A 23876-nucleotide genomic window follows, 5' to 3' on the forward strand; every position below is an offset into this window, starting at 1 on the left:
GGCCCACCGGCCGAGACTTCTCGAAGGAGACCCATGAACACCGTCCTCACCGACCGACCCGGACACCTGATGGCCGCCGAGATCGCCGAACAACCCGACGTCTGGCGAAATCTGTTGCGCGACGGGCATGCCGAGATTCGAGATGTTGCTGCTCGGATCGCCGCGCGTCGACCACGATTCGTGCAGTTCGTTGCACGCGGCACCAGCGACCATGCCGCGCTCTACGGCAAGTATCTGATCGAGATCCGCCACGGACTGCCCGCCGGACTGGTCTCACCGTCGACGATGACGGTGTACGGCGCCCGCCCGGACCTGCGCGACGTGCTCTACATCGCGGTCAGCCAGTCCGGCGGGTCGCCCGATCTGGTGCAGTCGGTGCAGGTGGCCCGGGAGCAGGGAGCGCTCACGGTGGCGATCACCAACGCCGCGGCGTCACCGCTGGCCGACGCCGCGGAGTTCGACCTGCAGGTCCATGCCGGAGCCGAACGGTCGGTGGCCGCCACCAAGTCCTACACCGCGGAACTGCTTGCGCTGTATCTGCTCTCGGAGTCGATCCTCGGCCGCGACGGTGCTGCTGCTGCGTCGGCGCTACCCGATCTGGGGGACCGGGTCCTCGACGGGGAGGATCGGGTGCGAGAGGTGGCGCAGCGGTATCGGTTTGCGCAGCGGCTCGTGACGACCGGCCGCGGTTACTCGTATCCGACGGCTCGCGAAGCGGCGTTGAAATTGATGGAGACTTCCTACTTGTCGGCGCAGGCGTTCTCCGGCGCCGACCTGTTGCACGGGCCGTTGGCCACCGTCGACCCGCAGGTGCCGGTGCTCGCGGTGGTTCCCGAGGGTGCCGGCGGCGCGGCAATGCAGCCGGTGCTGGAGCGGCTCGCCGAACGCGACGCCGACGTGTTCGGAGTCGGGGCCGCCGAGTATGTGTCCGGGCTGACCGGTGGCTTCGTGTTGCCGACGGGAGCGCCGGATGCGTTGTCGCCGTTGCTCGAGATCATCCCCTTCCAGCAGCTTGCCCTGCACCTCGCGGTCGCCCGCGGCGGTGATCCGGACACCCCTCGCGGTCTGCGCAAGGTCACCGAGACGCTGTAGGGAGACCGCCGATGACTGTCATCACCGTCGCCGCCGGTCGCATCATCAGCGGCGGGCGCGCGCTGGAGCCCGGCTGGTTCACCATGTATGACGGCCGGATCGTCGCCGTCTGGGAGGGGGCGCCGCCGACCCTGCCCGACCGCGAATTCCCGGACGCCACCATCGTTCCCGGCTTCATCGACATGCACGTGCACGGCGGTGGTGGCACCGGCTACACCGACGGTGTCGCCGAGGAGATCGTTGCGGCGGCGGCTTTTCACCGAACACACGGCACCACAACCACTCTCGCCAGTCTGGTGAGCGCTTCGCCGTCGGCGCTGCTCGATCAGGTTGCCGCGCTGCGCGAGCAGGTCGAGGCCGGAGTGATCGCCGGCATCCACCTGGAAGGGCCGTGGCTCTCGCACGCACGGTGCGGTGCGCACGATCCCACCACGCTGCGCGATCCGGACCCGGAGGAGATCTCCGCGCTGTTACGCGCCGGGGGCGGCGCCGTCCGCATGGTCACCATCGCCCCCGAACTCGACGGCGGTCTCGATGCCATTCGCCGTATTGCCGACGCGGGAGTCGTTGCTGCGGTGGGACATACCGAGGCGACCTACGAGCAGACCCGCGCCGCAGTCGGCGCCGGCGCACGGGTGGGCACCCACCTGTTCAATGCCATGCGGCCGCTGCGCCACCGCGAACCCGGCCCGGTACTCGCGCTCCTGGGCGACGACCGCGTCACCGTCGAGCTCGTCGGTGACGGAGTGCATGTGCACCGCGACCTCGCGTCCTACGTCGAACGGGTCGCCGGTCCGCGGCGGATCGCGCTGGTCACCGACGCCATGTCGGCGGCGGGAATGTCGGACGGCTCGTATCGTCTCGGGGTGCTCGACGTCGACGTCACCGACGGTGTCGCCCGGGTCCGGGAGACCGGGGCGATCGCCGGCAGCACCGCCACCATGGACCTGCTGTTCCGCCGCGCCGCGCAAGGCCTGTCCGACGGCGGCCCCATCACCCGCGAGGCGTTGATCGCCGCCGTCGAGATGTGTTCGCGCACACCGGCCCGCGCGATCGGCCTCGACGGCGTCGGGGATCTGCTTCCCGGATACGTCGCCGATCACCTCGTGATCGACGCCGATGCCCAGCTGGTGGAGGTCGTCGTCGGAGGGCGCCCCGGGTCGATGGTACAGACCGGTGATGGAGCCCCCGGATCGGTGGTCGAGTGCCGCTGAGCGGTAGGGAGGGTTCCCCGGTTCGATGCTCGCGTGCCGCTGAGCGGTAGGGTTCCCAGATCGGTGGTCGAGGTGTGAGGAGCGTTAGCGACGAGCCTCGAGACCGGCTGCGGTGGTGCTGGTTTCGGTCCCCGGTGGCCCGGGGATGATGGTTGGTGCGGGTGGTCTCGAGGCCCGGCGCCTTGGGCGCCGTGCACCTCGACCATCGGGGGATGGTCGCCGTCGGTCGGAGGGCTGCCCAGATCGGTGGTCGAGGTGTGAGGAGCGTTAGCGACGAGCCTCGAGACCGGCTGCGGCGGTGCTGGTTTCGGTGCGAGTGGTCTCGAGGCCCGGCGCACGGGGGTCAGCCCGCCGGGGTTGTCGTCGGCGTCTCGGTGGTTTCTTCCGTTGTCTCCGTGGTGGTTTCCTCGGTCGTCGTCGGAACCTCCGTGGTCTCCGTCGCCGTCGGGGTTTCCACCGTCGTGGTTTCGGTGGTGGTCGCGATCAGGGTCTGCCACGTGGCCGAGGTGATCGGCACCGAAGTACTACCCAAGGACAATCGCCAGATTCCGGTCGAGTCGGTGGCCGAGGTGACCGACGACTGCGACAGCGAACTCTGATAGACCGACCGCGACAGCCCGTCATTACAGGTGAGCGACACCGAGCCGGTGGTCTCCTGCGACGGCGCCTGGCACGTCACCGACTGATTGTTCTCGGTGAAGCTGAAGCTGCCGATGGAATCACCGCTACCGCTGAAAACGGTGGGCGACGGTGCCGCCGACGACGAGCTGCTCGCGCTCGAACTGGTGTCGGATGATGTCGTGGTGCTGCTCGCCGCCGAGGTCTCCTCGCTCGAGGTCGGGCCCGCGGCCGAGGTGTCGGTTCCCGATTCGGTGCCCGACGCGGCTTCGGTGGTCTGGCCCTCGGTCGGCGGGGTGTTGCCGTTGGATTCGGCCATCTGCGTGACCTCCGGCGCGGCGGCCGTCTCGCCTGCCCGGGCGAGCCCGTTCTGTGCCGCGGCCTCGTCGCTGCGCGCTGCCAACGGCACGTTGAGTGATGCCGGCGTCGGCAGCGCCTCGGTCAGCGGCGGCTGACCCGACAGATCCAGCAAGCCGCCGACCGTGCGATCGAAGAGCTGACGGGTATCGGGATTGAGTAGCGTCAGCAGCGCGGCAGCACCGGCGGCCGGCGTATTCGCCTGGGCCGGAGCCTGATTGATCACGGTCGTGGTGTTGTTGACGACGGTGACGTTCTGGGTGTTGTAGGCAACGCGGGTGATGTAGTTGACCTGATAACCCTGCCAATGGGTTCCGCGGATTCGGTATCCGCCGATGGGGGCCGAGGCGGCCGGCCCGAGCGGATTACCGCACTGGCAGCGGACCCGGGGAACGCCGGCGCTGTCGACGAGAACCGAGGTGCCGGCCTGCAGCACATCCTGGAACGGCACCGCCGAACCGCCGGTGTAGCTGTAGTTGGTCACCCAGGTGTCGGCCGAGAGGATCACCGGCGTCAGGGTGTCGAGGTAGTAGGGGATGGCCTGCGTGCTGATCCCGTAGACACTCGCCCACGCCGCCGCCTGGGAGGGGTGTTGCGCGAGGAAATTACCCAGACCGGCCGGGTCACAGGTGGTAGACCCACCGACGTACAGGCCCGGCGTGGTGCCGCTGACCAGTCGCGTGCCCTGATCCGGCGCGCCGGTCTGCGCGCTCAGGCGCAGACCGTTGTCGAGTGGCTTGTTGGTCAGATTCGGCTGCGCCATGAACGGCGCATCACCCGGTGCGTCCGCGGACGTCAGCGACAGGAAGGGGATGTGGAACTCGCCCTTCTTGTTCTTGAGCACGATCACCACGACCGAGGCGAACACGAGCGCGAGCACCGCAACGATCGCTGCGAGGATCAAGGTGAGATTGCGGCGATTACGCGGTTGCGGTTCGGGCGGCACGGCGCCGAACGGCATCGACGGATACGTGGGTGGCCCCGGTGGGTAGTACGACATCTGCTCGGTCTCCTACGAACGCCCGTGCCCGGCGCGATCGCCGCACGGATCGGTGGTGGTGTGTTCCCCGAGCCACAAGTATTGTGAGCGGCTCTGAGCAGGGGCAACCGCGTTCGGGCGGATTCGGTCGGCTGATCGGGAAATCCACCCGAACGGACTACACCGACGTAACAGGCGTCCGATTCGTCGCGATGAACACCGACCGATGCCGCCCCGACCTCAGGCCGGATCGCCGAAATCGAAGAGCGCGGCCATCGTCGTCCGGCCGTCGAGCGCCTCGCGGATGATGTCGGCGTGGCCACTGTGATGGGCGGTCTCGCGCAACATGTGCAGGGCCATCTTGCGTACCGTCCACCACTCTCGCTCGGGCTGCCATGGTGCGGTCGCCTGCGGGATCAGTTCGTCGAGTGAACCGACCTCGGCGATCACCGCGTCGTAGGCGAGCGCGGCATCCCGGTAGGCGGCGAGCCACTCCTCGAACGTCTCGCCGTCGGTGAGCTCGTATCCGTGCTCGAGATTGTCCATGTGGATCTCGGCGTTCGGGTCGCGGTCGAGGATGGTCTGCGTGTGCTCGCGCTGCACCATCGTCAGGTGCTTGAGGAGACCGCCGAGGGTCAGTTCGCTCACGGTGCTGCGGCGGCGGGCCTGCTCGTCGTCGAGATCGCGCAAGGTCACCAGGAACATCGCGCGCTGATCCTCCAACAGGGTCAAGACGTCGGCCTTCTCGCCGGTGACATCGACGGAGAGGGTGACGGAGGTGTAGGTGCCGGCCATGATGGTGCCTTTCGGAGTGGTTCGCGGTCACCACCGAAGCTACGAACCAATGCGGACATATCCGGTCCGCATTTTCTCGGGAAGGGAAATCTGTTGCCGGGAGGCCGCGCGACGCGCACCATGCCCTCATGCCCGAGTCCTCCTCGTACTCCGATGAACCCGCCGAACTGTCTGCTCTGCGCCGCAAGCCGACTCGCGGTGGCGACCGCGCGTTGCTCGACGACGTCCTCGATTCGGTCCTCGTCGGAACCCTCTCGACCGTCGTCGACGGGTGGCCGTGGTCGGTGCCGTTGCTCTTCTCCCGCGACGGTGACGACATCCTCATGCACGGATCGATCGCGGCAGGCGCACTGCGTCATGTGGCCGAGGGTGCGCCGTCGACGTTCACCGTGTTCGTCCTCGACGCAATCGTGGTGGCCGACAGTCTCTTCGACCATTCCGCGAACTATCGGTCCGCGGTGGTGCGAGGTATCCCCGAACGCGCCGACGACGACCTGGCCGCACTGGAAGCCTTGTCGGACAAGCTGATCCCGGGCCGCGTCGCCGAGACGCCGTCGATCACCGGCAAGGAGCGTGCCGCGACGGTCGCCCTGCGGATGCCGATCGTCGACGGTCAGTGGATCGCCAAGGCCCGCAGTGGAGGTCCCGGTGTCGACACCGACAACTGGACCGGCGTCGTGCCCGTCCGCACCGTCTACGACGACCCGATTCCCGCGACGGGCACCGAGATCCCCGAGTCGGTGCGGCGCCTGGCGAGCGGAGGCCGACGACGACGGTGACCTGTGATGACGGGGCCGGTACTACCTCTGCCGCAGGACGAATCGCTGGATCTTGCCGCTCGGTGTCTTGGGCAGCGCGTCGACGAAATGCACGCTGCGCGGATAGGCATGCGCGGCGAAACCCGTCTTGACCAGCTGCTGCAGCTCGGACTCCAGGGCGTCGTCGCCGACCACACCGTCGGCGAGCACGACGAAGGCCTCGAGGACCTCGCCGCGCAACTCGTCCGGCCGGCCGACGACGGCGACGTCGATCACCGACGGATGCGTGATCAGCACGCTCTCGACGTCGAATGGTCCGATCCGGTAGCCGGCCATGATGATCACATCGTCGTCCCGAGCGCTGAAGAAGTAGTTGCCGTTCTCGTCGACCCGGCCCGTGTCGCCGGTCAGATACCAACGCCGGTCCTCGGTGAACCGGGCCGCGGTCTTCTCCGGGTCGTCGAGGTATCCGGTGAACCACAGTGCCGGACTGGCCGATACATCGATCGCGATCTGTCCGTCGACGATGCCGGTGGCGAAACCGGGCATCGGTTGGCCCATCGATCCGGGGATCAGCGGTCGCCGCACTTCCGGGGCCCAGTGGTTGTTGATGAACATGCCGTGTTCGGTCTGGCCGTAGTGGTCGCGCACCTCGGTTCCCAATGCGCCTGTTGCCCAATCGATCACATCTGGCGTCAGCGGCTCGCCCGCCGACGACGCATGCCGTAGCGAAAAGCCCTCGATCGCACCGCTTTTGCTCAGCGCGCGATATACCGTTGGGGCGGCGGCGAAGTTGGTGACGCCCAGCTCGCCGAGAATGCGAGCGCTCAGCTCCGGCGTGAAACCGGCCTGCAGCAAGATGTTCGGGCGTCCGGTGGCCAGCGGACCGAGGATGCCGTAATACAGGCCGTAGGCCCAGCCCGGGTCGGCGGCATTCCAGAACACGTCGTCGTCGGTCACGTCGAGACCGAAACGCATGTACGTGACGAACGCCGCCAGTGCGCGCACCGGCACCGGAACCCCCTTGGGCGCGCCCGTGGTTCCGCTGGTGAACAGCAGGATCAGGTGCCCGTCGCCGCCGACGGCCACCGAATCCTCCCAGGGCGCACTCGCGGCGAGCAGGGTGTCGAAATCGTGGGTGCCAGACGCGCTCTCGGCCGGACTCCCGGCACCGGCGACCACCGTGGTCAGGCCCTCGATTCCGTCGAGTTTGTCGACCTGACTCGCCTCGGTCACCACGATGTCGGCGTCGCCTCCACGTAGCCGCATCTCGATCGCCGGTGTCGCGAACGCCGTGAACAGCGGGATGTAGACGGCGCCGAGGCGGGCGAGTGCCAGCAATGTGACCACCAGCTCGACGCGCTTGCCCATCAGCACACCGATTCGCGAACCGCGCTCGACGCCGAGCCCGGCCAGGGCGGTCGTGAACTTCCGTGACTGAGCGGCCAGGTCGCCGTAGGTGATGCGGGTGGTGACGAGGTCGTCGCCGCTGGTGCCGACCGTCACGAAAGCGACGGCATCCGGGTCGTGCCGGTCGACGAGCAGGGTCGCGGCATTCGCGTCGTTCGCGCCGAACTCGGCCAGCAACGCGGCCACCTCGGCCTCGGCGGAGGGATGCGCGGGAGCGGTCTGGGTCATGGTCTCACCTGGGCCTCATGAGTAAGCTGAATCACAGTCGCACGCATTGTCTGCCGCGACCAACGATGTGTGCCACCCCCCGAAGAGGGGGCGCACACGACCGGAGGAGGTGACCGAGATGCCCGAATCTCTCGCGGCGCCGGTGACCGACGCGCTGCGCCGATTGCGCCGGGCCAGCGGCGTCTCCCTCGCCTTCGGTGGTGTCGTGCAGAGCGGGCACGGACTGCGTCTGAGCCACTTCGTCGGCCACACGGTCGGTGCGCTCAACGGCGTTGCCGTCGACATCGGGCACGGACTCGGCGGCAAGGTGGTGGCCACCAACCGGCCGATGGTCGTCGACGACTACCTGAAGACGCCGCGGATCACTCACCGCTACAACGCGGTCATCGCGACGGAGGGTCTGCGGGCGATGGCCGCGGCGCCGGTGATCGTCGACCGGACACCGGTGGCGGTGATCTACGGCGCGTTGCGCACCGACGATCCGCTCGGCGACCGGGCACTCGACGCCCTCGCCGTGGAGGCTCGCACGCTCGAACAGCAGATCGTCGCCGCCCGGACGTCGGTGGAAACCGTGACCGGGCAGCCCGAGGCCGACGCGCTGCGCGTTCGGCTGACCGAGGCGTATGCACAACTGCGTGACCTCGCGCGCTCGGTCGACGACGCCGAGGTCGCCGCCGCGATCGGTCGCATCACCGACGGGCTCCTCGACGCCGCGCCCGATCACGAGTCGGTGGCGTTGACCCGCCGCGAGCAGGACGTGCTGGCGCTGGCCGCGCTCGGCTATCCCAACGCACGAATCGCCGACTCGCTGGGCATCGGCGTCCAGACCGCCAAGGGCTATGTGAAGGACGCGATGCGAAAGCTCGGTGCCACAAGCCGATTGGAGGCAGTGGTGATCGCGCGGCGCTCCGGTCTGCTGCCGTGAGTGTCATGAGCGTCCCGGGCCGCCTCGTCCGCCTGGCCGGCCCGGGCGATGCGGCGGTCGTCGGTCGGCTGCTGTTCGACTTCAACACCGAGTTCGAGAGTCCGACCCCGAGTGCCGACGAGTTCGCCGGCCGCTTCACCCGTCTGCTCGCCGGTGACGACGTGCTCGTCGTGCTGGCCGAGTCCGACGGGGAGCCCACCGGATTCGCCTACCTGACGCTCCGCCCGACCCCGTACGGCGACGGGCCGCTCGCGCAGTTGGAGGAGTTGTACGTCGTACCCGCGTTCCGGGACGGGGGCATCGGCACCGCCCTGCTCACCCAAGCTGTCGACGAGGTGCTGGACCGCGACGCGATCGAGATGCACATCAACGTCGACGAGATCGACACCGACACCCGACGCTTCTACGAGCGGCTCGGGTTCACCAACATCGAGCCCGGTGAGGACTACCGGATGCTCTGTTACCTGCGGGAGCTCTGATGGTCTGGCTGCGGCCGGCGGTCACCGGCGAAACGGCGGCGTTCCGGTCTGCTGCCGTGAGTGTCGATGGCCGGTAACACCTCGACTCCGGGCGCGTCGGTGGCGTCGCGCACGCTCGCGTTGCTGGGTACGTTCGATTCCACTCATCGGGTGCTCTCGTTGTCCGAAATGGCCGCGCGTGCAAGTCTTCCGTTGCCGACGGCGCATCGTCTCGCGGGCGAGCTCGAGCGGTGGGGTGCGCTGGTGCGCCGGCCCGACGGCCGGTACGTGATCGGCAGACGCCTGTGGGATCTCGGGCTTCTCGCGCCGATCCAGTCGGGGATTCGGGAGGTCGCCGAACCATTTCTCCACGACCTCTACGCCGCGACCACGGCGACCGTGCACCTGGCCATCCGGGAGGGTACCGCCGCGCTGTATCTCGACCGCATCTCCGGAAAGGAGTCGGTGCCGGTCGTCAGCCGGGTCGGCGGGCGGCTCCCGTTGGCCGCCACCGGCGTCGGGAAGGTGTTGCTCGCCTACGCCCCCAACGACATTCGCGAGGAGGTGATGGCCTCGCTCACGCGGATCACCCCGCACACCATCGTGAACCCGAAGCTCCTCGACGACCAGCTGCGCCGCGTTCACGACGAGGGCTACGCGACAACCGTCGAGGAGATGACGCTCGGCGCCTGCTCGGTGGCTGTCCCCGTGCGCGGTCCCGACGGCGTGGTCGCCGCCCTCGGCATGGTGGTGCCGTCGATCAGCGGTCGGCTACCGCGGATCGTCGCCGCGTTGCAGGTTGCCGCACAAGGGATCGGGCGCTCGCTCGGGGCGCCCACCCTCATTGGCGGTGTCCCATCGCCTGGTGGTCGAGGTGCGGAGGAGCGTTAGCGACGGAGCCTCGAGACCTGTTGTGTTGCTGCTGGTTCCGGAGTTGCGGAGTTCCAGCGTCGGCTTGCGGTGGTCTCGAGGCGCTCCGGCTCGCTGCGCTCGCGCGGGGCTCCTCGACCATCGGGGAGGAGCAGGGTGTCTCGACCAACGGAAAAGGGCGGGGCTCCTCGACCATCGGAAAGACGCGGGGTGTTTCGACCATCGCGGGGCGGCCGCCCGGCAGATCAGACCGAGGGCCAGCCCGTGTATCCCTCGGCGAGATAGGCCGATCCGGCCTCGGAGGCCGTCAGGGTTTCGAGTTCGCCGAGCTGGCGGCGCTCGTCGAAGTCCGATGCGTCGGAAGCCTTGTGCAGCATCGTCGTCATCCAGTACGAGAAGTGCTGAGCCTTCCAGACGCGGGCGAGTGCACGGTCGGTGTAGGAGTCCAGTGCCGTCTCGTCGTCCGCGAGCAGGGTTCGCTCGATGGTCTCGGCCAACACCCGGACGTCGGCGAGGGCGAGGTTGAGCCCCTTGGCGCCCGTCGGGGGAACCGTATGTGCCGCATCGCCGGCGAGGAGCAACTTTCCGTCGCGCATCGGGGTTTGCACGAAGCTGCGGAACGGCAGCACGCTCTTGTCGATGATCGGACCTTCCTGCAACGCGAAACCGTCCTGTCCGGCCAGCCGGCGCTGCAGTTCGGCCCAGATCCGGTCGTCGGACCAGTCGTCGGGATTCTCGGCCGGGTCGCACTGGAAGTACATGCGCTGCACCGACTCCGTGCGCTGACTGATCAGCGCGAAGCCGAACGGGGAACGGGTGTAGATCAATTCGGGTGCGCTACGCGGAGCCTCGGCGAGGATGCCGAACCAGGCGAACGGATACTCGCGGAACAGTCGCTGCGGGTTGGCGACGAGGTCGCGGCAGATGCTGCGCGAGCCATCGGCGCCGACGACGAGGTCGGCCCGGATCTCGTGGCGCCCATCGGCATCGGTGTAGGCCACACGAGGGGCGTCGCGGTGGTCGGTGACCGCGGTGTCGGCGATGCCGTAGCGGAGGTCGCCGCCGTCACGAACCCGTGCGGCGTGGAGATCGATGAACACGTCGGTCTGTGGGTAGAGCCAGCATGAGGCGCCGACGAGTTTCTGGAAGTCGATGCGGTGGCTGACACCGTCGAAGCGCAGGTCGATGCCCTGGTGTTCGTGGCCGTCGGTGAGGACGCGGTCGCTGACCCCGGATTCGACGAGCAACCGGACGCTGTCCCGCTCCAGGATTCCGGCGCGGTGGGTGGTCTCGATCTGCTCGTAGGTGCGGGTGTCGAGGACGATGCTCTCGATTCCGGCCCGATGCAGCAGGTGCGAGAGCATCAGGCCGGCCGGACCGCCGCCGACGATCGCGACCTGCGTGCGGGTGGTGCTGGTGAAGGTGGACATGTGACTCCTCTGGTTGAGCACACGGTAGAGAGAGCGTTGTCACAACCACCAGACCGCACTTCCACTCAGTGAAAGCACATGCCGATGTGCAGCAGAAGCGGGTGTCACGACTGGGCAGCTGCGGCACACTGGATTGTGACCCGCGGCACACAGCAGTGATTGCGTGGACATCTCAGGAGGCGTGAATGATCACCTACGACAAACTCTTCATCGGCGGACAGTGGGTAGCCCCGGCATCGGGTGAACAGATCGAGGTCGTGTCGTCGAGCACCGAGGAACAGATCGGTGTGGTGCCGGCTGCGGTCGAGGCCGATGTGGACGCCGCGGTCGCCGCAGCGCGGGCGGCGTTCGACGATCCGCAAGGTTGGGCGCGCTGGGAACCGTCGCGCCGTGCCGATGCGATGGAACAGCTCGCTGACATCCTCGAGACCAAAGGCGAGGAGATGGCTCGCCGGGTGTCGGCGCAGAACGGCATGCCGATCGCCATCTCGAGTCAGCTCGAAACCGGCGTCCCGCTGACCCTGCTGCGGTACTACGCGGGGCTGGCACGTGGGTTCTCCTTCGAGGTCGAGCAGGACCACCTGTTCGGCGGGACGACGCTGGTGCGCCGGGAACCGGTCGGTGTGGTCGGGGCGATCGTCCCGTGGAATTATCCGCAGGCACTCGCGGCGTTCAAATACGGTCCGGCGCTGGCCGCCGGCTGCGCGATCGTGCTCAAGCCGTCACCGGAAACGGTGCTCGACGCCTTCTTGTTCGCCGAGGCCGTCGCCGAGAGCGACATCCCCGACGGCGTCGTCAACGTGGTGCCCGGTGGCCGGGAGACCGGCGCCTACCTGGTCTCGCACCGCGACGTCGACAAGGTGGCGTTCACCGGGTCGACCGCGGCCGGCCGACAGATCGCGGCCACCTGCGGGCAGCTGCTGCGCCCGGTGACCCTGGAACTCGGCGGCAAGTCCGCCGCGATCGTCCTCGACGATGCCAATCTCGACCTGTCGGTGATGGGGGAGCGACTCTTCGAGAGCCTGCTGGTCAACAACGGCCAGACCTGCTACCTCGGAACCCGAATCCTGGCCCCCGACAACAGGTATGACGAGGTCGTCGACACCTTGGCGGCATTCATGAGCAGTCTGCCGGTCGGCGATGCGCTCGACGAGTCGACGATGATCGGCCCGATGGCCAGTCGCACTCATCGCGATCGGGTGGAGGGCTACATCGAGAAGGGCAAGGGTGACGGAGCGCGCGTCGTGGTCGGCGGTGGTCGCAGCGAACGTGACCGAGGCTGGTTCGTGCAACCGACCCTGTTCGCCGACGTCGACAACCACTCGACCATCGCGCAGGAGGAGATCTTCGGTCCGGTCCTCTCGGTGATCCGCTACTCCGACACCGACGACGCGATCCGGCTGGCCAACGACTCCGACTACGGTCTCGGTGGTTCGGTGTGGACCTCCGATCCCGACCGCGGCAAGGATGTGGCGCGGCGGGTGCGCACCGGAACCATCGGCATCAACCGGTACATGCCCGATCCGGGCGCGCCATTCGGTGGCGTCAAGGACAGCGGTATCGGACGAGAACTCGGGCCGCAATCGATGGAGGCCTACCTGGTGTACAAGTCGATCTACGCCTGAGACCGGCACGTCCGGCCCGAGTACGAATACAGATTCCACAAAGTTGGCCCAAAAACCCCGATTTTCGGGGTCCGATGCCCGCTCACGTGGAATCTGTATTCGTATGGCGCGCATTGCGTCGCCCCAATGGCTGTTCTCAGTGGTCGCGCAGCGTCTCGATCAGTTCGTCTTTCTTCATCGACGAGTATCCGGAGATGTCGAGTTCCTTGGCCCGCGATCGGAGTTCATCGACGGTCCAGTCCTCGTATGAGCCGGAGCGACCGCCCTTGGAGCCCACCGATGAGCGGCCCTCGTTGGCGGCGGCATTGGCGATCCGCGCGGACTTCTCCTTGGAGTTGCCCTCATCGCGGAGCTTTTCGTAGAGCTCGTCGTCCTTCACCGACGGGCCGGGATCCTCTTGCTGCGGCATGGTTTTCTCCTTTCGTGCAATCCACGGTACTGACGGAGTGGGTCGCAATGCCCGGAAAGTTCGGCTTTGGGCGTGTTGAGTCCACTCCCTGACGGTCTTTCCCACTTACCCTGGTCCCCAAACAGCGGGTTGACGAGGGAGGACAGCGGGCGTGGGCAAGAAAGACGGGGCGGGCAAGAAGGATCGGGCGATCAAGCGACTCGAGGCGGAGATCGGCCGCCTGACCAAGGAGCTCGCCAAGGTCGAGAAGGCCGCGCGCAAGCGCATCAGTCGCGCCGAAGGTGATGTGGCGGCGTTGCGCGCCGAGGTGTTGAAGGTCGTCGGCCTGGGTGGCGACAAGCAGGAACCGGTAGCTCCCGCAGAGGCACCGACAGCGCCCGCCAAGACGCCGACAGCGCCGGCCACGACCGCGACGGCGCCCGCCAAGACGCCGACAGCGCCGGCCACGACCGCGACGGCGCCCGCCGCGACAGCGCCTGCCAAGTCCGCGACGGCGCCCGCCAAGAAGTCCGCACCAGCCAAGAAGCCGGCAGCGCCGACCAAGGCGCCCTCACCCGAGACGTCCGGTCGCGGCCCGACAGTCGCCGAACTTCGAGCGCAGGCGAAAGCCAAGGGCATCAAAGGCTATTCGTCGATGACCAAGGCCCAACTCCTCGAAGCCCTGAAGTAATACCAGGCGCTGTGTCGTTCAGGGCACTGGAGTAGTGCCCCGCCTTACACCCCGGAGATGCCGTACGCGTGGATCTTTCGGTACAGCGAGCTGCGCGAGAGTCCCAATGACGCGGCTGCGCGGACCCGGTTGCCGTCGCATTCGGTGAGTGCGACGATGATCGCGTCGCGTTCGTTGGCCTCGAGCGTCGTCAGCGCGCGAGTGGTGTTCGCCCGGCAGTACCCGGGCAGGTCGTCGGGCTGGATCTCGCCGATGGGCCGCCTGCGCAGCGCCTCGGCGAGGGCCTCACGGAGTTGCGGGATGTTGCCGGGCCACGAGTAGGCGGCGAGGATGCGCATGGCCTTCGGGCTGATCCGGCTGTTGCGTTGGGGCGCCAGGGCTTTGACGACGCGCACCACGATCGTGTGGAGGTCGATACCCCGCAGCCGCAGCGGCGGTATGGTGACGGACTGACCGATGCCTGGAAGTGAGACCGCCGAGGGATGGTCGTCGGTGGGCGGCTCGATGGTGACCGCGAGAAAGTACCCCGCATCGGTGGCGGTAGCCACCAGGTCGGTCAACGTGTCCACGGTGATGGCGGAGACCTTGTCGAGATGGCGGATCACCAGCAGTGAGCAGTCGTCCACAGCCTTCTCGGGTCCGGCGACCTGTTCGCCACGTTCGACGCGTTGTGCGTCGATGACGACCACCGGTGCGTCGCCGTAGACCTCGTGGAAGGTCTCGGCGATCAGGCTCAGTCGTCCCGAGCCCGGCTCGCCGATGACCAGCACCCCGGTTCCCGATTCGAGGGCGGCGAGTGCCTCGGCGCGGGCGGCCTGCCATGCGGGACTGCTCGCCGGTTCGCTCCGCGCGATCGGCGTCGACAGCGACCGAAGTGGTTGCAGCCGAACCGAACCCGACGGCACCCCGGCATCCTCGTCGAGCAGCAGCACCATACCCACGGTGTCGCCGTTGTAGGTGATGGCGGTCGATCGCAACCGAATGCTTCGTCCGTCATCGAGGGTGACCCGACGAGCGCCCGGATCGTGGCGAGACATCAGGAAACGAGTGAACTCCACCACGCGTTCCTGATCGGCCGGCGAAAGCATTTCTCGTGCACGCTCGTTGGCCATCACGGTGTCGGCGCCGGTGAGCTGGGGCGTCGCGCTGCCGACGGCCATCACCGCTTGGCGCGGACGGGAGTCGGCGCGCAGATAGGTCTCGAAGAGTGCGCGCTTGGCCTGGCTGCGGTCGAGCAGCAGATTGCGGCCGATGTCGGCGGCGGCCGAGCGAATCAGCGCGTCCACCAAGGGATTCCAGGTGTCGGCGAGCATGCTGGCGTCGAGGACTCCGGCGACGCGGCCGGTCAGCGGGTCGAAGACCGGGGCACCGGCACAGGCGAACTGCACGAGCGACTGATTGAAGTGTTCGTTGCCCACCACGGTGACGGGTGCTCCGACCTCGAAAACCGTTCCGACGCCGTTTGTTCCGACGTCGCTTTCGTCGAAGCAGAATCCGCGCTGGAAGTCGACGCGGTCGAGGACGCGCCCGACGGCCGTGGAACAATCGCGGCGGTCGACGATGCGTGCTTTGGCGTCGGTCAGGGCGATGGTAACCGGCACGTCGGACATGTCCCGGGCGAGGCGCTCGATCACCGGTTGCGCGCAGCGAGCCAACCGGGAGTCGAAGTCGATGTCCTCGAAGTAGGCCACGGTGTAGTGATCGGCATCGACGCCGGCATCGTGGCTGCGCTCCCAGGATGCCGCGACCACGTCGTCGACACCCGCGGCACCCGCCGGCCCGTACTCGAGAAAATCGGCCCGGGCGGCGGCGATGCGGAGCTGCCGCTCACGGATATCGGTCATCGTCGTGCGTCCTCCTCCCGTCGGCCCCCTATTGTGACCTGCCCCACAACGGTCGATTATGCAACGCCCTCAACTGCGACGACACCGTTCAACGGGTCAGGAATGGTGTCCCAATTTGGGACACCCGAGACTGCCCGGACACTCTCGACACTGGCTGGCGAACGTGAGGACCGTCACAACCAGGAGGAATGATGGCAACAACCACACTCGACGCAGCCGTGATCGGCACGGGAGTCGCCGGCCTGTACGAGCTGCACATGCTGCGCGAGCAGGGGCTCGAGGTGCGGGCCTACGACAAGGCGTCCGGCGTCGGCGGCACCTGGTATTGGAACCGCTATCCGGGCGCGCGCTTCGATTCGGAGGCCTATATCTACCAGTATCTGTTCGACGAGGACCTCTACAACGGGTGGAGCTGGAGCCAGCGCTTCCCCGGGCAGGAGGAGATCGAACGGTGGCTCAACTACGTCGCCGACTCGCTCGACCTGCGCCGTGACATCTCGCTGGACACCGAGATCACCAGTGCGGTCTTCGACGAGGACCGCAACCGGTGGACACTGACCACCGCCGACGGCGACACCATCGACACGCAGTTCCTCGTCACCTGCTGCGGGATGCTCTCGGCGCCGATGAAGGATCTGTTCCCCGGACAGTCCGACTTCGGTGGTCGGCTCGTGCACACCGCGCGTTGGCCCAAGGAGGGCATCGACTTCGCGGGCAAGCGCGTCGGCGTGATCGGCAACGGCGCGACCGGAATCCAGGTCATCCAGTCGATTGCCGCCGACGTCGACGAGCTGAAGGTGTTCATCCGCACCCCGCAGTACGCACTGCCGATGAAGAATCCGTCCTACGGTCCCGACGAGGTTGCCTGGTACAAGTCGCGATTCGGTGAACTGAAGGACACCCTGCCGCACACGTTCACCGGATTCGAGTACGACTTCACCGACGCCTGGGAGGATCTCACCCCCGAGCAGCGGCGGGCGCGGCTCGAGGACGACTACGAGAACGGTTCGCTGAAACTCTGGCTCGCCTCGTTCGCCGAGATCTTCTCCGACGAACAGGTCAGCGAGGAGGTTTCGGAGTTCGTCCGGGAGAAGATGCGCGCCCGCCTCGTCGACCCGGAACTGTGCGATCTGCTGATCCCGACTGACTACGGCTTCGGCACGCACCGGGTGCCGCTCGAGACCAACTATCTCGAGGTCTATCACCGCGACAACGTGACCGCGGTTCCGGTGCGCGACAACCCCATCACCCGCATCCGGGAGAACGGCATCGAGCTCGCCGACGGCACCGTGCACGAGTTCGACGTCATCATCATGGCGACCGGATTCGACGCCGGCACCGGTGCGCTCACCCGCATCGACATCCGTGGTCGCGACGGCCGCAGCCTCGCCGACGACTGGAGTCGTGACATCCGCACGACGATGGGCCTGATGGTGCACGGCTACCCGAACATGCTGACCACCGCGGTGCCGTTGGCGCCGTCGGCGGCGCTGTGCAACATGACGACCTGCCTGCAGCAGCAGACCGAGTGGATCAGCGAGGCCATCCGGCACATGCGCGCCACCGGCAAGACGGTCATCGAACCGACTGCCGAGGGTGAGGAAGCCTGGGTCGCCCACCACGACGAACTCGCCGACGCGAACCTCATCTCCAAGACCAACTCCTGGTACGTCGGGTCGAACGTGCCCGGCAAGCCGCGTCGGGTCCTGTCCTACGTCGGCGGCGTCGGCGCCTACCGGGATGCCACGCTCGAGGCCGCCGCGGCCGGCTACAAGGGTTTCGCACTGTCCTGACGGACAGTGTGATCCAGATCATATCCGTGGAAGGATAAAGCTATGACCAGCACATTCTCTTCACTCGATGTCTCCGCGTTCACCAGTGCCGCCGATCGGATTCTCGCCGAAGCCGTCACCGGGGACGCCCGCGTGCCCGGCGTGGTGGCGATGGTGACCGACCGTGACCGCACCGTGTACTCCGGAGCTGCGGGCCAACGCAGCCTGGGCGGGTCGGCTCCGATGACCACCGACGACGTGTTCGCGATCTTCTCCACCACCAAGGCGATCACCGCGACCGCGGCGCTGCAGCTGGTGGAGGAAGGTCTCCTCGACCTCGACGCGCCGGCGAGCACCTATGCGCCCGCCATCGGCACCCTGCAGGTGATCGAAGGCTTCGACGACGCCGGCGAACCGATCCTGCGGGCACCGAAGTCGGTGCCGACCACCCGCCAATTGCTCACGCACACTGGCGGATTCGGCTACGACTTCTTCGACGAGATCTACAACCGGCTCGCCGAGGAGAAGGGGCAGCCCAGCGTCACCACGGCCAGCCGGGCGGCGCTGATGACTCCGCTGCTCTTCGATCCGGGCGAACGGTGGCAGTACGGAACCAACATCGACTGGGTCGGTCAGGTGGTCGAGGGGTTGCGCGGGAAGCGACTCGGTGAGGTGTTCGCCGAACGCATCTTCGCCCCGCTCGGGATCGAGAACATGAGTTTCATTCTGCGCGAGGACTTCCGGTCGCATCTGACTGAGATCCACGCGCGTGATGCCGACGGTTCGCTGACCCCGATGGGTCTCGAACTACCGTCGCCGCCGGAGGTGGACTTCGGTGGACACGGCCTGTACGGGACCGTCGGTGACTACATGAAATTCATCCGGATGTGGCTCAACGACGGTGTGGGAGAAGGTGGTCGGGTTCTCAAGGCCGAGACCGTGGAGATGGCGCTGCGCAATCATCTCGGTGATCTGCCGGTCACCATGCTGCCGGGCGTCATCCCGTCGCTGTCCAACGACGCGGAATTCTTCCCGGGACAGTCGAAGTCGTGGTCGTTGCCGTTCATGATCAACAACGAGACGGCGCCGACGGGCCGCCCGGCAGGTGCCCAGGGATGGGCGGGGCTGGCCAACCTCTTCTACTGGATCGACCGGCAGAACGGGTACGGCGGATACTGGGCCACCCAGATCCTGCCGTTCGGCGACCCGACCTCGTTCACCAAGTACATGGAGTTCGAGACGGCCTTCTACGACGCCCTGAAGCCCTAACCCCTGCACGGGCCGGCCCCGGGGCCGGACGTCCGAGGAGTACCGGTGCGGGTTACCCCGCACCCTGGCCCGCCATGCCATCCCCGGCATGGCGGGCTGATCACTCATGCCCGAGTCCGGGCACTGCCACACCTTCTTCCCTTTCCGAAACCACTTCTCTTTTCCCGAAACCAAAGGATGAGCCCCATGTCCGCCTCGATGAAGACCTTCACGATGCTCGAGATCGGCAAGACCGCGATCGTCGAGAAGCCCATACCCACCCCCGGCCCCAACGAGGCCCTGGTGAAGACCACCGCCTCACTGATCTGCACGTCGGATGTGCACACCGTCAAGGGCGCGCTGCCCGTCGAGAACGGCCGCACCCTCGGACACGAGTCGGTGGGCGTGATCGCCGCACTCGGCTCCGCGGTCACCGGCTTCACCGAGGGGCAGCGCGTCGCGGTGAACGCGGTGACGCCGTGCTTCGAATGTTCCTACTGTCAGCGTGGTTTCACCAGCCAATGCGGTGGGCTCCTCGGCGGCTACAAGTACACCGCGCAGGTCGACGGCAACATGGCCGAGTACTTCCTGGTGCCGGCGGCGCGGGGGAATCTCGCCCCGATTCCGGACGAGTTGAGCGACGACGCCGCGGTGTACGCCTGCGACATGCTCAGCACCGGACTGATGGGAGCCGAGCACGCGCAGATCGAGATCGGGGACACCGTGGCGATCTTCGCGCAGGGGGCGGTCGGATTGTGCGCCACCATCGGGGCGAAACTGCGGGGTGCGGGGCGGATCATCGCCGTCGAGTCGCGCCCCGAACGTATCGCTCTGGCACAGCGTTTCGGCGCCGACGACATCGTCGACTTCACCGCCGGTGATCCCGTCGCGCAGATCATGGACCTCACCGGCGGCGTCGGGGTGGATTCCTCGATCGAGGCGCTTGGCTTCCCGCAGACCTTCGAGGCCGCGTTGGCCTGCCTCAAGGCCGGTGGCACGTTGTCGAACATCGGCTATCACGGCGAGAACCCGGCGCCGCTGCCACTGGATCTGACGGCGTGGGGACTGGGCATGGGAGACAAGACCATTCGGACCGGATTGTGTACCGGTGGTAGTGACCGGATGTCGCGGCTGTTCACCCTGATGACGACCGGCAAGGTCGACCCGACGGTGATGACGACCCATCGCTTCGGCTTCGACGACGTCGAGGAGGCATTCGTCATGATGGCCGAGAAGCGCGACAACATCGTCAAACCGCTGATCACCTTCTGACCGGGGCATCCGGGTACGGGAGAAGCCGGGGCGCGGTCGTTGTCACCCCACCGCGGTCAGCCAGAATGGGAACGTGACGAGCGACCCCGACGGCTGGCAACGACTGCGCACCGTCATCGACGGACCGCTGCCGGAGATCGCGATCCGGTTCTCCCGGTTCCTGACGTCGCAGTGTCCGCACGATGCTCTGGTCATCTTCACCCGCGAGTGCACCGGACGGCCCCGCAAGGTCGCCGGCGACCCGGCGATCGTCGACCGGGTCACCATCGCCGAACTCGATGCGATCAAGGACGAGACGGTCGTCGGTGAGGTGATCGAGCGTGACGCGGTGGTCGGGGGCGCGTCACGTCGGGTGCGGGTGGTGCGCGACGAGACCGACACGCTGCTCGTCCTGGTGCCCAAGCGGGCGTTGTCGGGGTCGCCGAAGTTGTTGCGCGCCTGGTTTGCGATCGTCGCGGTCTCGATCCGCCAGCAGGTCGCCCAGGCCAGCCCGGATTATCTCGCCGAGTCGCGGGCGGCGTCGAGTGAGCGGGCGCGCACCATCACCCAGCTGACCGAGACCCACGAGGACACCCTCGCGGCGATCCTGACGACGCTGCGTGCCCGCGACCTCGACGATCGGACAGCCCGCACCCGGGCCGCCGACACCGCGTCGTCGGCGCTGATCGCGTTGCGTACGGTCGGCGACGCCGACCACAAGCTGGCGACCGAGGCGCTGGGCACCGCGTTCTCCCGGTTGCGGGCCGAACTCGAACCGGTGCTGAGGCACGTCGACGCCGAGGTGGACTTCGGTGGACCGACCGCCGACGGCCGGTCGCTGCCCGGGGAGATCGCGCATGCCGCGCGGGCGATCGTTCGCGCCGTTGCGGTGGCGGTCGTCGCCCAGGCGCACCTCGTGCGGGTGCGGATCTCCTGGGATGCGGAGGGCGACGATCTGGTCGTCGATGTCCGTGACCAGGGCAGCGGCGAACTCGACGGCGACGCGTTGCGGCGCCAGCTGGCCGGACGGCTGCAGGCGCTCGACGGGCGCCTCGAGGTCGAGACGATCCCCGGGTGGGGCAGTCGGGTGTCGGCGCACATCCCGCTGCAGACTCCCGACGCGCGACCCGGGGAGGATTTGCTGTCGTCGCTCAATCCGCGGGAGGTCGAGGTGCTGGGTCACCTGGCCCTCGGCCGGCGCAACAAGTCGATCGCCACCGATCTCGGTGTCAGTGAGTCCACGATCAAATTCCACGTCACCTCGATCCTGCAGAAACTGCAGGTCTCCAACCGCGGGGAAGCCGGTCTGCTCGCGGCTCGGGCGGGCATCACGGCCGACTGATCGCCCTTGGCGGTCGAGTGCGGCTGTACTTTCGTCTAGGTAGAACCATCCATTCGGGCGGATGCATGTGTTCGTCGACGCCACAAGACTTGGGACGGGACTACTACGACTGCATGGCGCAGTCCAGCGTTGTCCCCAACCAGAGTCGTATCGAGAGGATCGAGAAGCGGATATGTCGGAGCAGACGGTCAAGGGAGTCATCTCGCGGAGCAAGGGTGCTCCGACGGAGCTCGTCGATGTGGTGGTCCCCGACCCCGGGCCCCGCGATGTGATCGTGAAGATCCAGGCATGCGGTGTCTGCCACACCGACCTCGCCTACAAGCAGGGCGGGATCAACGACGAGTACCCATTCCTGCTCGGGCACGAGGCGGCGGGCATCGTCGAGACCGTCGGGTCCGACGTCAGTCACGTCGAGGTCGGCGACTTCGTCGTCCTCAACTGGCGTGCGGTGTGCGGTGAGTGCCGCGCCTGCAAGCGGGGCCGTCCGTGGTATTGCTTCAACACCTTCAACGCGTCGAAGTCGATGACGCTGACCGACGGCACCGAGCTCACCCCTGCCCTGGGCATCGGCGCGTTCATCGAGAAGACCCTCATCCACGAATTGCAGTGCACCAAGGTCAATCCCGAGACCGACCCGGCAGTGGCCGGACTACTCGGCTGCGGTGTGATGGCCGGTCTGGGTGCGGCCATGAACACCGGCAACGTGGGTCGCGGGGATTCGGTGGCCGTCATCGGCTGCGGTGGTGTCGGTGACGCCGCCATCGCCGGCGCGCGGCTGGCCGGTGCCACGACCATCATCGCGATCGACCGCGACCCGGCAAAGCTGGAGTGGGCCACCGATCTCGGTGCCACCCACACCATCAACGGTGCCGAGGTCGACGACGTGATCACCGCCGTGCAGGATCTCACCGACGGCAACGGGGTGGACGTCATCGTCGACGCCGTCGGCCGACCCGAAACCTACAAGCAGGCCTTCTACGCCCGTGACCTCGCCGGCACCGTGGTGCTCGTCGGCGTGCCGACCCCGGAGATGACCCTCGAGCTCCCGCTGGTCGACTTCTTCTCTCGCGGTGGCGCATTGAAGTCCTCCTGGTACGGCGATTGCCTACCCGAGCGGGACTTCCCGATGCTCATCGACCTCTACGAACAGGGGCGTCTCCCGCTGGAAAAGTTCGTCACCGAACGTGTCGGCCTCGGCGACGTCGAGGACGCGTTCTCGGCGATGGAGGCCGGCAAGGTGCTGCGTTCGGTGGTGGAACTCTGATGCCCCTGCAGATCGAGAACGTGGTCACCTCAGGCACTTTCAGCCTCGACGGCGGCACCTGGGACGTCGACAACAACATCTGGATCGTCGGTGACGACAGCGAGGTCGTCATCATCGACGCGGCGCACAAGGCCGCGCCGATCCTCGACGCGGTCGGCGGACGCACCGTCAAGGCGATCCTGTTGACCCACGGGCACAACGACCACATCACCGTCGCACCGGAGTTGTCGAAGGAGACGGGTGCACCGATCCTGCTGCATCCCGGCGACGACATGCTGTGGAACGACACCCATCCCGACGTAGGCCACGGCGATCTCGCCGACGGGCAGGAGATCGAGGTCGCGGGCACCGCGCTGACGATCATCAACACCCCGGGGCATTCGCCGGGCTCATCGGTGATCTACGCGCCGGAGGCCGGCGTGCTGTTCAGCGGTGACACCCTGTTCCAGGGCGGGCCCGGCGCGACCGGGCGCTCGTTCTCGAGCTTCCCGACGATCATCGAGTCCATCAGGACCAAGATCTTCACCCTCGACCCGGAGACCAAGGTCTACACAGGTCACGGCGACGGCACCACCGTCGCCGCCGAGGCGCCCCATCTGGAGGAATGGATCAAGCGCGGCAGCTGAGGTCGGGGCCCTGCGGGCCAGATGATCACGATCTATGGAGTGGCTCACAGTTGCTTGCCAGACTATTGGTTGCATGCGCAAACACTGTCACTATTAGGCAATGCTAACCTCACTTGAGAGACTCTCCCCGTGGGCGATCGGGGTCTTCCGAATCGTCGTCGGCTTCCTGTTCTTCTGCCACGGCACGTCCACGCTGTTCGCGTGGCCGGTGGCGCCGTACAGCGGTCAGACCGCGGACTTCGGTGCCTGGCCCTCGTGGTGGGCTGCGGCCATCCAGTTCGTCGGCGGGCTGCTGATCATGCTCGGCGTGGGTACCCGCGTCGCGGCGCTCATCGGATCGGGATCGATGGCCGTCGCCTACTTCTGGAAGCATCAGGGCGACGGTCTGCTGCCCATCCAGAACGAGGGCGACTCGGCAGCGCTGTTCTGCTGGGCATTGCTGCTGCTCGTCTTCGTCGGCGCCGGCCAGCTCGCACTGGGATCGGTGTTGTCGCGCAAGGGTTCTGCGTCGGGCGAGGCAGGAGTGGCCGAGCCGGCCTGAGGCGTTTTGCCTGGTGATCGGAATCAGCTGCGGCGCAAGTGGTCTCTAGGCTCGCCGCACGCGGCTCGCACCTCGACCATCGAATGGGATGTTGCCCGCGTGTGGGCGAGTCCATCCCCCGATGGTCGAGGTGCTCGGCGCCCCGGGCGC

Annotated in this window: 21 protein-coding genes; 15 read left to right on the forward strand and 6 right to left on the reverse strand. The window is 67.3% G+C overall.

Features of this window, described 5'->3' with window-relative positions; translation table 11 throughout:
• The first annotated feature begins 69 nt into the window (after window positions 1-69).
• Together GOPIP_RS07770 and nagA are read left to right on the forward strand one after the other, a co-directional pair.
• On the forward strand, window positions 70-1092 hold the full coding sequence (locus GOPIP_RS07770; RefSeq protein ID WP_202947065.1) for an SIS domain-containing protein: 1023 nt from the start codon (window positions 70-72) through the stop codon (window positions 1090-1092).
• 11 nt (window positions 1093-1103) lie between these two features.
• Window positions 1104-2306, forward strand: a complete 1203-nt coding sequence (gene nagA, locus GOPIP_RS07775) for an N-acetylglucosamine-6-phosphate deacetylase (RefSeq protein WP_006369055.1) — start codon at window positions 1104-1106, stop codon at window positions 2304-2306.
• 343 nt (window positions 2307-2649) lie between these two features.
• Here nagA and GOPIP_RS07780 read toward each other — a convergent pair whose 3' ends face one another.
• Window positions 2650-4281, reverse strand: coding sequence for a DUF6777 domain-containing protein (locus GOPIP_RS07780; RefSeq protein WP_006369056.1), 1632 nt, complete (start codon window positions 4279-4281; stop codon window positions 2650-2652).
• Between the two features lie 219 nt (window positions 4282-4500).
• A complete protein-coding gene (locus tag GOPIP_RS07785) occupies window positions 4501-5055 on the reverse strand; it encodes a DinB family protein (protein WP_006369057.1) in 555 nt (184 codons plus the stop codon).
• A 128-nt stretch (window positions 5056-5183) separates the two neighbouring features.
• Between GOPIP_RS07785 and GOPIP_RS07790 the strand changes: the two genes are divergently transcribed.
• Window positions 5184-5834, forward strand: coding sequence for a pyridoxamine 5'-phosphate oxidase family protein (locus GOPIP_RS07790; protein ID WP_006369058.1), 651 nt, complete (start codon window positions 5184-5186; stop codon window positions 5832-5834).
• A 21-nt stretch (window positions 5835-5855) separates the two neighbouring features.
• Here the strand turns inward: GOPIP_RS07790 and GOPIP_RS07795 are convergent, their stop codons facing one another.
• Window positions 5856-7451 (reverse strand): AMP-binding protein, encoded by a 1596-nt coding sequence (locus GOPIP_RS07795; RefSeq protein WP_006369059.1) that lies wholly within the window; start codon window positions 7449-7451, stop codon window positions 5856-5858.
• Window positions 7452-7569: 118 nt separating this feature from the next.
• Between GOPIP_RS07795 and GOPIP_RS07800 the strand changes: the two genes are divergently transcribed.
• From GOPIP_RS07800 to GOPIP_RS07810, 3 genes are all read left to right on the forward strand, one after another.
• Window positions 7570-8376, forward strand: a complete 807-nt coding sequence (locus GOPIP_RS07800; RefSeq protein WP_006369060.1) for a LuxR C-terminal-related transcriptional regulator — start codon at window positions 7570-7572, stop codon at window positions 8374-8376.
• Between the two features lie 5 nt (window positions 8377-8381).
• Window positions 8382-8855, forward strand: a complete 474-nt coding sequence (locus GOPIP_RS07805; RefSeq protein ID WP_006369061.1) for a GNAT family N-acetyltransferase — start codon at window positions 8382-8384, stop codon at window positions 8853-8855.
• Between the two features lie 66 nt (window positions 8856-8921).
• On the forward strand, window positions 8922-9725 hold the full coding sequence (locus GOPIP_RS07810; RefSeq protein WP_006369062.1) for an IclR family transcriptional regulator: 804 nt from the start codon (window positions 8922-8924) through the stop codon (window positions 9723-9725).
• A gap of 224 nt (window positions 9726-9949) precedes the next feature.
• Here the strand turns inward: GOPIP_RS07810 and GOPIP_RS07815 are convergent, their stop codons facing one another.
• The gene (locus tag GOPIP_RS07815; protein ID WP_006369063.1) at window positions 9950-11134 is read right to left on the reverse strand and encodes a 4-hydroxybenzoate 3-monooxygenase; all 1185 of its coding nucleotides are present in this window, start codon (window positions 11132-11134) and stop codon (window positions 9950-9952) included.
• A gap of 185 nt (window positions 11135-11319) precedes the next feature.
• Here GOPIP_RS07815 and GOPIP_RS07820 point away from each other — a divergent pair, with 185 nt between their 5' ends.
• Window positions 11320-12759, forward strand: a complete 1440-nt coding sequence (locus GOPIP_RS07820) for an aldehyde dehydrogenase (protein ID WP_006369064.1) — start codon at window positions 11320-11322, stop codon at window positions 12757-12759.
• Between the two features lie 136 nt (window positions 12760-12895).
• Here GOPIP_RS07820 and GOPIP_RS07825 read toward each other — a convergent pair whose 3' ends face one another.
• Window positions 12896-13168, reverse strand: a complete 273-nt coding sequence (locus GOPIP_RS07825; protein ID WP_006369065.1) for a DUF7218 family protein — start codon at window positions 13166-13168, stop codon at window positions 12896-12898.
• 151 nt (window positions 13169-13319) lie between these two features.
• Between GOPIP_RS07825 and GOPIP_RS07830 the strand changes: the two genes are divergently transcribed.
• Window positions 13320-13838: a Rho termination factor N-terminal domain-containing protein gene (locus GOPIP_RS07830; RefSeq protein WP_006369066.1), complete on the forward strand. Its 519-nt coding sequence runs from the start codon at window positions 13320-13322 to the stop codon at window positions 13836-13838.
• Between the two features lie 44 nt (window positions 13839-13882).
• Here the strand turns inward: GOPIP_RS07830 and GOPIP_RS07835 are convergent, their stop codons facing one another.
• Window positions 13883-15682 (reverse strand): sigma-54-dependent Fis family transcriptional regulator, encoded by a 1800-nt coding sequence (locus GOPIP_RS07835; RefSeq protein ID WP_006369067.1) that lies wholly within the window; start codon window positions 15680-15682, stop codon window positions 13883-13885.
• A 191-nt stretch (window positions 15683-15873) separates the two neighbouring features.
• Between GOPIP_RS07835 and GOPIP_RS07840 the strand changes: the two genes are divergently transcribed.
• The 7 genes from GOPIP_RS07840 (at window position 15874) to GOPIP_RS07870 (ending at window position 23726) form a co-directional block, all read left to right on the forward strand.
• Window positions 15874-17475 (forward strand): flavin-containing monooxygenase, encoded by a 1602-nt coding sequence (locus GOPIP_RS07840; protein ID WP_006369068.1) that lies wholly within the window; start codon window positions 15874-15876, stop codon window positions 17473-17475.
• Between the two features lie 42 nt (window positions 17476-17517).
• Window positions 17518-18723, forward strand: a complete 1206-nt coding sequence (gene acmB, locus GOPIP_RS07845; protein ID WP_006369069.1) for a methyl acetate hydrolase AcmB — start codon at window positions 17518-17520, stop codon at window positions 18721-18723.
• A gap of 186 nt (window positions 18724-18909) precedes the next feature.
• Window positions 18910-19974, forward strand: coding sequence for an NAD(P)-dependent alcohol dehydrogenase (locus GOPIP_RS07850; RefSeq protein WP_006369070.1), 1065 nt, complete (start codon window positions 18910-18912; stop codon window positions 19972-19974).
• 73 nt (window positions 19975-20047) lie between these two features.
• Entirely contained in the window at window positions 20048-21295 is a 1248-nt protein-coding gene (locus GOPIP_RS07855) for a helix-turn-helix transcriptional regulator (RefSeq protein ID WP_006369071.1), read from the forward strand.
• Between the two features lie 172 nt (window positions 21296-21467).
• Window positions 21468-22559, forward strand: a complete 1092-nt coding sequence (locus GOPIP_RS07860) for an S-(hydroxymethyl)mycothiol dehydrogenase (protein WP_006369072.1) — start codon at window positions 21468-21470, stop codon at window positions 22557-22559.
• Window positions 22559-23185, forward strand: a complete 627-nt coding sequence (locus GOPIP_RS07865) for an MBL fold metallo-hydrolase (protein WP_006369073.1) — start codon at window positions 22559-22561, stop codon at window positions 23183-23185. Before GOPIP_RS07860 ends, GOPIP_RS07865 begins: the two co-directional genes overlap by 1 nt.
• Window positions 23186-23285: 100 nt before the next feature.
• Window positions 23286-23726 carry a DoxX family protein gene (locus GOPIP_RS07870; protein WP_006369074.1) on the forward strand — a complete coding sequence of 147 codons (441 nt, stop codon included), beginning with the start codon at window positions 23286-23288 and terminating at the stop codon, window positions 23724-23726.
• Window positions 23727-23876: the final 150 nt, after the last annotated feature.

It is taken from the genome of Gordonia polyisoprenivorans NBRC 16320 = JCM 10675 (assembly GCF_000241325.1).
In the GTDB taxonomy this organism is placed as follows: Bacteria; Actinomycetota; Actinomycetes; order Mycobacteriales; family Mycobacteriaceae; genus Gordonia; species Gordonia polyisoprenivorans.

Bases quoted from the DNA above. Each gene is read 5' to 3' on its own strand.
- GOPIP_RS07770 (WP_202947065.1), top strand. From the start codon at position 70: ATGGCCGCCGAGATCGCCGAACAACCCGACGTCTGGCGAAATCTGTTG.
- nagA (WP_006369055.1), top strand. From the start codon at position 1,104: ATGACTGTCATCACCGTCGCCGCCGGTCGCATCATCAGCGGCGGGCGC.
- GOPIP_RS07780 (WP_006369056.1), bottom strand. From the start codon at position 4,281: ATGTCGTACTACCCACCGGGGCCACCCACGTATCCGTCGATGCCGTTC.
- GOPIP_RS07785 (WP_006369057.1), bottom strand. From the start codon at position 5,055: ATGGCCGGCACCTACACCTCCGTCACCCTCTCCGTCGATGTCACCGGC.
- GOPIP_RS07790 (WP_006369058.1), top strand. From the start codon at position 5,184: ATGCCCGAGTCCTCCTCGTACTCCGATGAACCCGCCGAACTGTCTGCT.
- GOPIP_RS07795 (WP_006369059.1), bottom strand. From the start codon at position 7,451: ATGACCCAGACCGCTCCCGCGCATCCCTCCGCCGAGGCCGAGGTGGCC.
- GOPIP_RS07800 (WP_006369060.1), top strand. From the start codon at position 7,570: ATGCCCGAATCTCTCGCGGCGCCGGTGACCGACGCGCTGCGCCGATTG.
- GOPIP_RS07805 (WP_006369061.1), top strand. From the start codon at position 8,382: ATGAGCGTCCCGGGCCGCCTCGTCCGCCTGGCCGGCCCGGGCGATGCG.
- GOPIP_RS07810 (WP_006369062.1), top strand. From the start codon at position 8,922: ATGGCCGGTAACACCTCGACTCCGGGCGCGTCGGTGGCGTCGCGCACG.
- GOPIP_RS07815 (WP_006369063.1), bottom strand. From the start codon at position 11,134: ATGTCCACCTTCACCAGCACCACCCGCACGCAGGTCGCGATCGTCGGC.
- GOPIP_RS07820 (WP_006369064.1), top strand. From the start codon at position 11,320: ATGATCACCTACGACAAACTCTTCATCGGCGGACAGTGGGTAGCCCCG.
- GOPIP_RS07825 (WP_006369065.1), bottom strand. From the start codon at position 13,168: ATGCCGCAGCAAGAGGATCCCGGCCCGTCGGTGAAGGACGACGAGCTC.
- GOPIP_RS07835 (WP_006369067.1), bottom strand. From the start codon at position 15,682: ATGACCGATATCCGTGAGCGGCAGCTCCGCATCGCCGCCGCCCGGGCC.
- GOPIP_RS07840 (WP_006369068.1), top strand. From the start codon at position 15,874: ATGGCAACAACCACACTCGACGCAGCCGTGATCGGCACGGGAGTCGCC.
- acmB (WP_006369069.1), top strand. From the start codon at position 17,518: ATGACCAGCACATTCTCTTCACTCGATGTCTCCGCGTTCACCAGTGCC.
- GOPIP_RS07850 (WP_006369070.1), top strand. From the start codon at position 18,910: ATGTCCGCCTCGATGAAGACCTTCACGATGCTCGAGATCGGCAAGACC.
- GOPIP_RS07860 (WP_006369072.1), top strand. From the start codon at position 21,468: ATGTCGGAGCAGACGGTCAAGGGAGTCATCTCGCGGAGCAAGGGTGCT.
- GOPIP_RS07865 (WP_006369073.1), top strand. From the start codon at position 22,559: ATGCCCCTGCAGATCGAGAACGTGGTCACCTCAGGCACTTTCAGCCTC.
- GOPIP_RS07870 (WP_006369074.1), top strand. From the start codon at position 23,286: ATGCTAACCTCACTTGAGAGACTCTCCCCGTGGGCGATCGGGGTCTTC.